Origin of the sequence: [Empedobacter] haloabium (assembly GCA_008011715.2) — a bacterium.
Lineage (GTDB): Bacteria > Pseudomonadota > Gammaproteobacteria > Burkholderiales > Burkholderiaceae_D > Rugamonas > Rugamonas haloabia.
The window spans coordinates 5227431-5239801 of sequence record CP136508.1 but is presented as its reverse complement, the minus strand read 5'-3'; the positions used below and the strand labels follow the sequence as shown (position 1 = coordinate 5239801).

Sequence of the window (12371 nt, the reverse complement as noted above, 5' to 3'; positions counted from 1 at the left end):
TACGGCACAGGCCGTGTCCCACCGCGGTGACTGACCCCGCGGTAGGACAAGCTTTTGTGCCTGACCCCAAGGTGCGACACGGGCTCGGCCGTAGTGGCCGCTTACTTCGTTGCCGCGTCGCCGATCACGCCGCAGGCGATGCGGCCGCCGCCACCGCCCAGCGGGGCAGGCGCGTCGGCGTAGTTGTCGCCGCCGGCGTGGATCATCAGCGCGCGGCCCTTGACGTCGGCCAGCGTCTTCAACTGTGGGGCGACCACGGGCTTCAGCGCAGCGCCGCTGCTGTCCACTTCCAGCGCCGGCAGATCACCCAGGTGGCCGCCGTTGCCCGGACCCTTGTGCGCGTTGCTGCCGTGTGGATCGAGGTGGCCACCCGCCGCGCCGGCCGGTGCGACCTTGCCGTTGACGGGGCCTTCGCCGCAGTTGCCGTTCATATGGACGTGGAAGCCGCGCTGGCCCGGCGGCAGGCCCTGCAGCGCTGGCGTGAATTGCAGGCCGCCCGGCGTTTCGGTGATCGTCACGCTGCCCAGCGAGCGGTCGCCATCCTTGCTGGCGACGGAATGGATCGGTACGGTGATCTGGGCATGGGCGAAGGCGGACAGGCCCAGCGCGGCCAGCGTGAAGGACAGACGGGTAAACATAATATAGCTCCGGTTGGTTGTTATTCAGAAAACAACGCAGCATACCGCAAGTCGGCCTCGACAGCGCGCAAAAAAGCCTCAGCCAGACTCGGCCAGCTCGCGTAAAATGGCGGGTTTGACCGGGGCGGACGATGGCGAAACAGTTTGATGTGGCAGTGATTGGCGCGGGCGCGGCCGGCATGATGTGCGCGGCGGCGGCGGGCCAGCGCGGCAGGAAGGTCGTGCTGATCGATCACGCGTCCAAGCTGGCCGAGAAGATCCGCATTTCGGGCGGCGGCCGCTGCAACTTCACCAATATCAATGCGGGACCGGCCAACTTCCTGTCCGAGAATCCCCATTTCGCCAAGAGCGCCCTGTCGCGCTACACGCCGCAAGACTTCCTCGCCCTCGTCAAGAAGTATCGCATCGGCTACCACGAGAAGCACAAGGGCCAGCTGTTCTGCGACGACTCCGCCGAGCAGATCATCGAGATGCTGAAGGCCGAGTGCGCCGCCGGCGACGTCCACTGGCGCATGCCCGCCAAGGTCGAAACGCTGGCCAAGACGGAAACCGGCTTCCTGCTCCACACCGACAGCGGCGACATCGAAGCGGCCAACGTCGTCATCGCCACCGGCGGCCTGTCGATCCCGAAGATCGGTGCGACCGACTTCGGCTACCGTATCGCCAAGCAGTTCGGCCTGTCCATCGTCGAACCGCGCCCGGCCCTGGTGCCGCTGACCTTCGACGAGGCACAGTGGCAACCCTTCGTACCGCTGGCCGGCATCTCGCTGGAAGTGGACGTGACGACCGGCACGCTGAAAGGCCGCAAGGCCACGGGCGCGCGCTTCCGCGAAGACCTGCTGTTCACGCACCGCGGCCTGTCCGGCCCGGCCATCCTGCAGATCTCCAGCTTCTGGCAGCCGGGCGAGCCCATCACGATCAACCTGCTGCCGGAGATGGACGTGGCGCAAGCGCTGATCGAAGGCAAGGGCACGCAGAAAAAGCAGCTGGGCAACGTCATCGCCCAGTGGCTGCCGGCGCGCTTGGCCGAAGGCCTGCTGACGGCGCACGGCTTCCCGCTGGACGCCCGCCTGGCCGACCTGCCGGACGCGCGCTTGCGCCAGCTGGGCCAGGCCCTGAACGCGTGGACCATCACGCCGAACGGCTCGGAAGGCTACCGCAAGGCCGAAGTGACGCGCGGCGGCGTCGATACCAAAGAGCTGTCGCAGCAGACCATGATGGCGAACAAGGTGCCGGGCCTGTACTTCGTCGGCGAGACGGTGGACGTCACCGGGTGGCTGGGAGGCTACAACTTCCAGTGGGCCTGGGCCTCGGGGATGGCGGCCGGGCTGGCAATCTGATATCATTTCGGTCCCGCTGCGAAGGTTGCACAACAGTCGCGGCGGTCTCTTGATGTTAGCGGGCAGGACAAAGCCCGTTCAGATGCGGTGTGCTGTAGAACCCGCCTGCCGGGCCGGTTTAGCGATCGAGCCTATTGTATATCTGGACAAAAGCTGCTAATATCGCTGTCTTCCTAAAAACCCTCTAACGGTTTGAATTTTTACATGACCACTATTCGCCTTAAAGAAAACGAGCCGTTCGAAGTCGCCATGCGCCGCTTCAAGCGCACCATCGAAAAAACCGGTCTGCTGACCGAACTGCGTGCGCGCGAGTTCTACGAGAAGCCAACCGCAGAGCGCAAGCGCAAGCTGGCCGCTGCCGTGAAGCGCCACTACAAGCGCATCCGCAGCCAGCAACTGCCGAAGAAGCTGTACTAATTCCCGCTTTCGCAACGAGCCTGCCGACGGCGCACTTCGCCTCCCGGCTCGTCTGGCGTCCGCGCTCACCCGCTCCGGCTCGGCCGCAGCGGGTTTTTCGTTTTGTCCCTTAACTTTATTCTCGAGGTTGCCATGAGCCTGAAAGCCCAGATTTCCGAAGACATGAAAGCCGCCATGCGCGCAAAAGAAGCCGGCAAGCTGGCCACGATCCGCCTGCTGCTGGCCGAGATCAAGCGCAAGGAAGTCGATGAGCAGATCGAGGTGAACGACGACCAGACCGTTGCCATCGTCGAGAAGATGATCAAGCAGCGCAAGGACTCGATCACCCAGTTCGAAGCCGGTGGCCGCGCCGACCTGGCCGACATCGAAAAGGCCGAGCTGGCCGTGCTGACGGCCTACATGCCCGCCGGCCTGTCGGACGACGAGATTGCCGCCGAAGTGAAGGCGGCCGTCGCCGAATCCGGCGCCGCCGGCCCGCAGGACATGGGCAAGGTCATGGCCATCCTGAAGCCGAAGCTGGCCGGCCGTGCCGACATGACGGTCGTCTCCGGCCTCGTCAAGAAGGCCCTGACGCCGGCCTGAGCGTAGCATCCCGCCGTGGCGCCACCGTGCGCCACGGCCGACCTGTCACAATATCGCATCCGACGCAGCAAGGCTTCCACCCGTGCGAATTCCAGAGTCCTTCATTTCCGACCTGCTCAACCGCGTCGACATCGTCGACGTCGTGGGCCGTTATGTGCAGCTGAAAAAGGCCGGCGCCAACTACCAGGGCCTGTGCCCGTTCCACAACGAGAAGTCGCCCAGCTTTACCGTCAGCCCGACCAAGCAGTTCTACCACTGCTTCGGCTGCAGCGCGCACGGCACCTCGATCGGCTTCCTGATGGAATACTCGGGCATGGGCTTCGTCGACGCGGTCAAGGACCTGGCGCAAGGCGTCGGCATGGTCGTGCCGGAAGAGGACGACAAGATCCCGCCGGCCCAGCGCGCGCAGATGCAGGCGCAGAGCATGGCGCTGTCCGAGGCGATGAAGCTGGCCGCCGAATACTACAAGGGCCAGCTGCGCTCGGCGCCGAATGCCATCGCCTACCTGAAGGGGCGCGGCCTGACGGGCGAAGTGGCCGCTCGCTTCATGCTGGGCTACGCCCCCGAAGGCTGGGACAACCTGCGCAGCGTGTTCCCCGACTACGATGCGGTGGCGCTGGTCGAAGCCGGCCTCGTCATCGACAAGGTGGACGAGGAAGGTCGCCACATCAAGCGCTACGACCGCTTCCGCGAGCGCATCATGTTCCCCATCCGCAATGTCAAAGGCCAGGTCATCGCCTTTGGCGGCCGGATCATGGAACAAGGCGAACCAAAGTACTTGAATTCCCCGGAGACGCCTTTATTTTCAAAGGGTTCCGAGCTGTATGGCTTGTTCGAGGCACGCCAGGCGATCCGCGACGCGGGCTATGTGCTGGTGACGGAAGGGTATATGGACGTGGTGGCGCTGGCGCAGATGGGCTTTCCCCACGCGGTCGCCACGCTGGGCACGGCCTGCACGACGATCCACGTCCAGAAGCTGTTGCGTCAAACCGACACGGTGATCTTCAGCTTCGACGGCGACAAGGCCGGCCGGCGCGCCGCGCGGCGGGCGCTGGAAGCCTGCCTGCCGCACGTGTCGGACGACAAGACGATCAAGTTCCTGTTTCTGCCCGCCGAGCACGACCCGGACAGCTATATCCGCGAGTATGGCGCGGAAGGCTTCGAGCAGCAGATCGTCGAGGCGATGCCGCTGTCGCAGTTCCTGCTGCGCGAAGCGGCGGGCGAGCACGACCTGGGCGAACCCGAGGGGCGCGCCCGCGTCCAGTTCGACGCCAAGCCGATGCTGCAGGCGATGACGCCGTCGGCGTTGCGGCTGCAGATCGTGCACGGGCTGGCGTCGATGACGCAGAGCTCGCCCGGCGAGATCGAGCAGCTGTTCGAGCTGAGCAAACCGGTGGCGGCCAGCCGCAAGGCGCCGCCGCGCAGCAAACGGCAAGAGCCGGTAGGGTTGGAGCGCAAGATGATCCGCGCCCTGGTGACGCACCCGTCGCTGGCGCTGGACCTGGACGCGGAAGCGCTGGAGGCTTGCCAGCAGTTCGGCCAGGAGCAGTACGACCACTTGCTGCACCTGGTGCAGCTGGCGCAGGCGCTGGGTCCGAACGGTACGTTTGCCGCGCTGGCGCAGCAATTGAAGGAGCAGGGCACGGAATACGACGCGATCGTCGGCGAAATCGCCGCAGCGCCAGAGCCGGAAATCGATTCGGAACGGTTGTGGCTGGCCGCGACGGTGCGGCAACTGAAACTGGAGCAGGTGCGCAAGGATATTAATATCTTGATGGAGGCGATCCAGGCCGCCATTGCGGCGCGCGAACCGACCGACGTGTTGACGACGGGTTTTCGCGAATTAAAAGCGCTGGAAGACCAGCTGTTGCGCGAACAGGAAGCGGATAAAAGTTATCGCTGACGCCACCCGATTTGGCAAACAGGACCCGTCCTGGAATTCGAAAAGGGGCGTGCTATAATAAAACGCTAAGTATTTGTATACCTTGGCAAGGTTCGCAGTTCAGAATTTGTGTTTGTTTTCAGTGAGTTAGGCTCTCGATCGGCGCGCGGTGACGGTGCCGGCGGCGCGAGCCGGACGACGACGAAACGGCGCGAGTTTCTTGTCGCCGCAAGCGGTTGCGCCATCGTGTGCTAAATGCCGCGTCCGCATCGTCCGCTCTAGCCCCCACGCGCTGTCATACAGTAGAATTTCCGCCACAGTTGGCCGAAGTACAATACGGTACCTCGGTCGCTGTTCCGTCGGCGGGTTCAGGTCTGTCGCCGGGAGTCTGCAAGGAGCAGCAGAAGTAGCAGTGCCGTAGCATAGCAAGCCCGTGGAAGGTCCTGCCACAAGCAGGTCTGGCCGGGAACGCCGCTGTATCGGTAAGGGTGGCGCATGGCCGGATTGGCAAGTGGAGGAATACGAGGTCCGCGGGATGGCGGCATCGTCCTAATCCGTAAGCAAGTCGTTGTGACATCGAAAGCGCCTGTGCCAGCAAAGAAACCTGAAACCCAAGCGGCTGCAAAGCCCAGCAAAGTGACCGCCCAAGCAGCGAAGACGGCCGACAAGTCTGAAACCAGCACGCCCCCCGTGGTGAGCCAGACGACGGACGCCGCTGCCCTGGCGGCCATCGACACGTCCGGTTACGTGCTCCCGTCCGTCAAGGTACCGGGCCGGCGCGGTCGCAAGCCCAAGGAATTCCAGCCAGAGAACGACGAGGTCGCCGCGCTCAACGCGGTCGAGCGCGCCGAGCTGAAGGCCGTCGACAAGGCCAAGGCAAAGGACCGCAAGGCCAAGGAAAAGGCGCTGCTGAAGGACGCGTTCTCGTCGGACACGGAAGCGACGGAAGAAGAGCTGGAGCGCCGTCGCCAGAAGCTGAAAACGCTGATCAAGTTCGGCAAGGAGCGCGGCTTCCTCACGTATGCCGAGATCAACGACCACCTGCCCGACAATATCGTCGATCCGGAAGCGATCGAAGGCATCATCGGCACGTTCAACGACATGGGCATTGCCGTCTACGAGCACGCGCCGGACGCCGAAACGCTGCTGCTGTCGGACAACGTCGCCACGGTGACCAGCGACGACGAGGCGGAAGCCGCGGCCGAGGCCGCGCTGTCCACCGTCGACTCCGATTTCGGCCGCACCACGGACCCGGTGCGCATGTACATGCGCGAGATGGGTTCGGTCGAGCTGCTGACGCGCGAGGGCGAGATCGAGATCGCCAAGCGCATTGAGGACGGCCTGAAGGACATGATCCAGGCCATCTCCGCCTGCCCCGTAACGATCGCCGAGATCATCGCCACCTCCGACCGCATCCGTAACGACGAGACCAAGATCGACGAGATCGTCGACGGCCTGGTCGACGAGAACGAGGACCAGCCGGCCGCCGCCGCGGCGCCGCCGGCCACGGAAGACGACGAGGAAGACGAGGAAGAGGAAGAAGAGGAAGAAGAGGAAGAGGAAGAAGCCAGCCCGTCCGGTGCGGCGGCCGGCTACTCGGCCGAACAACTCGAGGCGATGAAGAACGCCGCGCTGGAGAAATTCGACGAGATCGCCAACCAGTTCGACAAGATGCGCAAGGCCTTCGAGAAGGAAGGCTACAACTCGAAAGCCTACGTGCGCGCGCAGGAAGCGATCTCGAACGAGCTGCTGGGCATCCGCTTCACGGCGAAAGTCGTCGAAAAGCTGTGCGACACGCTGCGCGGCCAGGTCGACGAAGTGCGCCACATCGAAAAGCAGATCCTGGACGTGGCGGTCAACAAGTGCGGCATGCCGCGCGCCCACTTCATCAAGGTCTTCCCGGGCAACGAAACGAACCTGGAATGGGTGGACGGCGAAGTGGCCGCCAACCACGCCTACAGCGCGATCCTGGGCCGCAACATCCCGACGATCAAGGAACTGCAGCAGCGCCTGATCGACCTGCAGGCGCGGGTCGTGCTGCCGCTGCCGGACCTGCGCAACATCAACCGCCAGATGGCGGCCGGTGAAATGAAGGCGCGCAAGGCCAAGCGCGAGATGACGGAAGCGAACTTGCGTCTGGTGATCTCGATCGCGAAGAAGTACACGAACCGCGGCCTGCAGTTCCTGGACCTGATCCAGGAAGGCAATATCGGCCTGATGAAGGCCGTGGACAAGTTCGAGTACCGCCGCGGCTACAAGTTCTCCACGTACGCCACGTGGTGGATTCGCCAGGCCATCACGCGCTCGATCGCCGACCAGGCCCGCACGATCCGTATCCCGGTGCACATGATCGAGACGATCAACAAGATGAACCGGATCAGCCGCCAAATACTGCAGGAAACCGGCGCGGAGCCCGATCCAGCCACCCTGGCGATCAAGATGGAGATGCCCGAGGACAAGATCCGCAAGATCATGAAGATCGCCAAGGAGCCGATCTCGATGGAAACGCCGATCGGCGACGACGACGATTCCCACCTGGGCGACTTCATCGAGGACAACAACACGCTGGCCCCATCGGACGCGGCACTGCACGCCTCGATGCGCGGCGTGGTCAAGGACGTGCTCGATTCGCTGACGCCGCGCGAAGCGAAGGTGCTGCGCATGCGCTTCGGCATCGAGATGTCCACCGACCACACCCTGGAAGAGGTGGGCAAGCAGTTCGACGTCACGCGCGAGCGGATTCGCCAGATCGAGGCGAAGGCGCTGCGCAAGCTGCGGCACCCGTCCCGCTCGGACAAGCTGAAGAGCTTCCTGGAAGGGAACTGATTTTCGTCCAGGGTTCATTGGACTTGACTGGAGCCGCCCCAGGCTCTAAGCTGCCGAGTTCGTTGTAGCAGGTCTGGCAACGAATTCGTGCAGCGCTTCATCGCACGACCTCCGTACTACCTCAGGGCCTCTAGCTCATGCCTGGTTAGAGCAGCGGACTCATAATCCGTTGGTGCCCGGTTCGACTCCGGGGAGGCCTACCATTAAAGTCAAGGACTTAAGTAAAAGCCTAAGTCCTTCTTTTATTTCTGGGGGGCGCGACGGTACAATTTCGGTACGGTAAGCAAATTTGAGAGTACTGAAGAGTGCATGGCAACGATCGTTAAGACCCCGTCGGGTACCTGGAAAGCAGTCATCCGCAAGGCCGGATGGCCTACTACAGTCAAGACGTTCCGCCTGAAAAAGGCCAAAGACTGGTCCCGCCGAACTGAGGACGAGATGGTGCGTGGCCTGTTCATCCAGCGCAGTCCCTCAGAACGGATGACCTCTGAGCTAGCCAACGCTACCTGGCAGAGGTAACGCCTACTATACGACCTCTACACAGATGGCGGAAAGGCCGCGCGCCAACCCGTTTGATAGCGTTCTTCGGTGATTATTCGCTTGCCGCTATCATGACGGAACTGATCGCCGAATATCGCGACTTTCGCCTGGCCGGCAAGTACCAGACGAAGGTTGCTTGTTTTGGTACTGCAGCAACTCGAATGCGTCAGCACATCAATGCCCTGCCACGTTTGCTGACGGTCTTGGGGATCTAGCGATTTCTGACGGTTCAATTAACTGAAACTTGCGGAGTAACGGGGGCGTAACTCAGAGCATTTGCGGCGCTCTTCCGATGCATGGTCGAAGCTGTTGAAGTCTAGCGCAGCAGCGCATGATCTTCATGTCAGGTTATCAATGACCGCAGCTGTCCTGTTTGGTACACCCGCTTATTCGAAGAAAGACCCTTCTTCGCCCAGTTGCAGGTGCAAGCGGTTAGTGTAGACACAGTGTGCTTGCGACCAAGAACTCGGAGATTAGGTTAAACTGTGCAAAAGTAGACATCGTTAAATTCGCACAGGATTCCTTGAGCCGCTAGGACGAACGGTACGGACCAAGCAGTCCGTGGTTCGTCGTTCAGCTCCGCTCTTTCTTAAACGCGTTATTAAGTCTGCCGAAACCATTGGAAGAGATGCGGGGGGATTGAATGTCAGAAGAAGTGGAAATAGCTGCGCTTGTCGGAACGCTTGAAAAATTCAAGCCTGGCAAGCCGCTCAAGAACTACATTGCATACGCGGTATTTCCCAAATTTAAGAGTATCGAGGCTGGTACGCGAGTTGACTTTGAGTTTCCTCTAACTGCGCTCGTTGGGGCGAATGGTATAGGTAAAAGTTCGTTACTTCACGCCCTATGGGGTATGCCTTACGGCTATTCGACCAGTAAGTTTTGGTTCAGCACGGCGCTCGATCCCATTCAGGGCACGCAGAAAGATCCGCAACGCTATTTCTACGGCCATTGGAATGAATCCTTCGGTGGTATAGTCGAGACAAAAAAGGCCAGAATCGGGCGTAAGCGTGATTATTGGGAACCGGCGCGGAGGAGTGGCCCCGATGGGATGGAGGCACTACCGAGCGAGCAATATGAGGGTAAAGTTTTGGATCGCTGGATTCCGGTTCGGCGGGACGTAGTCTATATTAACTTGAAGGCCACGTTCGGGTCGTTTGACCGCTATTTCTATTTTGACGAAGGTGGCAGTGCCGAAAATAGGCGGCATGCTATGCTCAAGGAGGCGAAACGGTTAAAAACGATTAAGGATGACAATAGGCAATCGTACAAGCTGGGCGGGCGCGAGCGGGTATTTGAGAATCGCGATCTGGCGGCGGTAGAGCTTGAGTGGGTTTCCAAGATACTTGGTCGGACATATGAATCCGCACGATTGGTGAGACACTCGCTGTTTCCAGGTAACAGAGGGCAAGACCTCAGCGTGGTCTTTCGTCGTGGAGCAGAATATTCTGAAGCATTTGCTGGGAGCGGTGAGATAGCGGCTGTAAGCGCCGTCGTTGAAATTCTTGCCGCAAAAGAATATTCGCTTATTCTCCTAGATGAGCCTGAAACATCGCTTCATCCAGGAGCTCAGCGAGCGCTGCTACGCTTCCTGCTTGAGCAAATTAAAATCAAGAAACATCAAGTCGTCATATCAACTCACTCAAGTGAATTCATCGAAGGGTTGCCGCACGAAGCTATCAAGGTCTTTGAGGACAACGGAAGTACGCAATGTCGTATCCTACCTAAAAGCTCGCCGCATGCAGCGCTGAAGCGTCTCGGCAAGACGCCAGCGAATCGGCATCGCGTCTTGGTTGAAGACCCGTTGGCCGCGCTTCTTGTTGCACATGCTGCTAAGGGCCTCGATCCTGGTGACGCAGAATTGCTCGATATCCGCGTTGCTCCAGGAGGGGCAGAATCTATTCTGAAATATCTTGTGCCCTCAGCTATTGTTTCTGGGGATAGCGTGTTCGTCATGCTTGACGGCGATCAACGCAAGGTTGATCAATTTAGCGACCCAACTGCGATTGCGCCAGCAGAATACGATTCCTTAGGTGCGCGCATTCAAACTGAGCTGGGAGTAGAACCCATCTATCATATCCCCGGAGGTAATGACCAGGTAGGTCACCGGCAAGCAAAAAACGATGCCCACTTGGCATACTTAGCGTGGGCACGTAAGAGGATCGCCTATCTTCCGCGGCCATTACCAGAGCAGGTAGTTCTCGAAGCGAAGTTTCCAGGAAAGTGGAGTGGAAAAGTAGCCTCGGCAAAGGTGAAGGCTTCCTTCAAGGAATTGCTGGCGGACGGCGCGGAGATCGATCTGAGTGGATCGGACCTTCACGCCCTCGCTAAGGTCAGCGTAGCCAAGCTTCCGGCCAGTAACAGTGACATTGCTGCAATACTGCAGCAACTGAAGACGTGGCTACACGGCTAGCGATCGATCCAATGGCTCATTTGACGTGATTACACGGCTAGCCATTGAGCTAATGGCTCATTTTGAGATATTGTTGGTATTAGAAAAGGTCAAAGTGGATAAACTTTCACCTATCGCCCGTAGCCATTTGATGGCCAAAGTGAGGAACAGCAACACGCTACCTGAGCTGCAGTTGAGGCGTGCTATGTGGACGATCGAAATCAGGTTTCGGCTTGGACAACGAATAGGACGGACCCAGCCCGACATAGTTTTCAAACGCGCCCGTCTTGCAATATTTATTGATGGCTGTTTCTGGCATTCGTGCCCGATTCACGGATCACGTCCCAAGTCCAATCAACGATTTTGGGAGAAGAAGCTAACGCGAAATGTTGCCCGCGACCGCAAAACTACGACCGATTTGGAAAGTGCTGAATGGGTAGTGATGCGGTTTTGGGAGCATGAAGTGGACCAGGACGCTTTTGGATGCGCGCGCAAGATTGCTAAATTGTTGGGGAAATCCAGTACTGGCAATCTCAGGCAGTAAGGAGTGCAGTGCTAAATCTGGAAAAATCGTCATAATGGCAACACAACTGTGTATAAAAAGTCTCCACTTCTTTGTGATATCCAGCAAGCAAGGTATACTTGCTCGAAGTGTGTCGGTTAAGTTAAGATAATATGGAAAAAAAAGACAATCAAGCCGGTTGAGCCCATAGCCATTGACCTGTTCTCGGGCTGTGGGGGCCTCTCCCTTGGTCTCAAGCAGGCTGGTTTCAAAGTGGCTTGCGCTGTCGAGATTAACGCCAAAGCTCAAGAAACCTATAAGCTCAACCATTCGGATGTTCGCATGATCCCTTCAGACATACAGAAGGTTCGTGTCCGCACTTTAATGCGCGAGTTGGATCTTGCGCCAGGCCAGTTAGATCTGTTGGCTGGTTGTCCGCCGTGTCAGGGATTCTCAAGAATAAGGACTAGAAACAAGAGCAGTTCGGACATCGATGCGCGAAATGATCTTATCTTTGAATTTCTAAGATTCGTACGCGGTTTCCGTCCTAAGGCTGTCATGCTCGAAAATGTCCCGGCTCTAAGAGATGATGCTCGCTTTCTGGTTTTCTGGTCGGAAATGCAGCGGATGGGATACCACGGCCAACCGGAAATTCAGGATGCTTCAAAATTCGGGGTGCCGCAGCGCCGGCGGCGTCTGATATACCTAGCCGTACGTGGAAGATACCCAACCCCGAAGTTGGATTCCGGCGGCAGCATCAAAACAGTGCGCGACACGATAGGAATGATGGCTACTCCCGGCAAGTCTGGAGATCCAATACATGACATACCGGAGAATCGCGCTCCCAAAACTCTTGCTCTCATTCGAGCTGTACCACATGACGGTGGAAGTCGCACGGACCTACCCGAGCAGTTTCGGCTTGCTTGTCACGAGGCGACCGATGGTTTCAAGGATGTGTATGGCCGGATGAGTTGGGGTTTACCTGCACCTACCATTACAGGAGGCTGTCACAATCCATCAAAAGGCCGGTTCCTACATCCCGTCCACGACAGAGCTATTACGTTAAGAGAGGCTGCCCTTCTGCAAGGATTCCCCATTTCTTACAAGTTCAATGCTCAACACGGCAAGGAAGCGATCGCGCTAATGATCGGCAATGCGCTGCCACCTCCATTCATTAGCGCCCATGCGACGGCGCTCATAAAGTCAATTCGCAAACAAAAATAACGCTATCCGCAAGGGAGTTGCTATGGGT

The 12371-nt window shown here is 59.2% G+C and carries 10 protein-coding genes and 1 tRNA gene; 10 read left to right on the top strand and 1 reads right to left on the bottom strand.

Annotated elements, in window-relative coordinates; genetic code table 11:
- Positions 1-101: 101 nt before the first annotated feature.
- Positions 102-638, bottom strand: a complete 537-nt coding sequence (gene sodC / locus E7V67_022675) for a superoxide dismutase [Cu-Zn] SodC (protein ID WUR12477.1) — start codon at positions 636-638, stop codon at positions 102-104.
- Positions 639-769: 131 nt separating this feature from the next.
- On the opposite strand from sodC, the gene E7V67_022670 reads away from it, so the two are divergent.
- The 10 genes from E7V67_022670 to E7V67_022625 all read left to right on the top strand — a co-directional run bounded on the left by E7V67_022670 (position 770) and on the right by E7V67_022625 (position 12343).
- A complete protein-coding gene (locus tag E7V67_022670) occupies positions 770-1978 on the top strand; it encodes an NAD(P)/FAD-dependent oxidoreductase (protein WUR12476.1) in 1209 nt (402 codons plus the stop codon).
- 204 nt (positions 1979-2182) lie between these two features.
- On the top strand, positions 2183-2395 hold the full coding sequence (gene rpsU, locus E7V67_022665; protein ID WUR12475.1) for a 30S ribosomal protein S21: 213 nt from the start codon (positions 2183-2185) through the stop codon (positions 2393-2395).
- 132 nt (positions 2396-2527) lie between these two features.
- A complete protein-coding gene (locus tag E7V67_022660; protein ID WUR12474.1) occupies positions 2528-2977 on the top strand; it encodes a GatB/YqeY domain-containing protein in 450 nt (149 codons plus the stop codon).
- 112 nt (positions 2978-3089) lie between these two features.
- The gene (dnaG, locus tag E7V67_022655; protein ID WUR16331.1) at positions 3090-4880 is read left to right on the top strand and encodes a DNA primase; all 1791 of its coding nucleotides are present in this window, start codon (positions 3090-3092) and stop codon (positions 4878-4880) included.
- Between the two features lie 615 nt (positions 4881-5495).
- Positions 5496-7685: an RNA polymerase sigma factor RpoD gene (gene rpoD, locus E7V67_022650; protein ID WUR12473.1), complete on the top strand. Its 2190-nt coding sequence runs from the start codon at positions 5496-5498 to the stop codon at positions 7683-7685.
- 124 nt (positions 7686-7809) lie between these two features.
- Positions 7810-7888, top strand: a tRNA-Ile gene (locus tag E7V67_022645).
- A gap of 408 nt (positions 7889-8296) precedes the next feature.
- Positions 8297-8440, top strand: a complete 144-nt coding sequence (locus E7V67_022640; GenBank protein ID WUR12472.1) for a hypothetical protein — start codon at positions 8297-8299, stop codon at positions 8438-8440.
- Positions 8441-8868: 428 nt separating this feature from the next.
- A complete protein-coding gene (locus E7V67_022635; GenBank protein ID WUR12471.1) occupies positions 8869-10638 on the top strand; it encodes an ATP-binding protein in 1770 nt (589 codons plus the stop codon).
- A 52-nt stretch (positions 10639-10690) separates the two neighbouring features.
- The gene (locus E7V67_022630) at positions 10691-11161 is read left to right on the top strand and encodes a very short patch repair endonuclease (protein WUR12470.1); all 471 of its coding nucleotides are present in this window, start codon (positions 10691-10693) and stop codon (positions 11159-11161) included.
- Between the two features lie 126 nt (positions 11162-11287).
- Positions 11288-12343, top strand: coding sequence for a DNA cytosine methyltransferase (locus E7V67_022625; GenBank protein ID WUR16330.1), 1056 nt, complete (start codon positions 11288-11290; stop codon positions 12341-12343).
- The last annotated feature ends 28 nt before the right edge of the window (positions 12344-12371 follow it).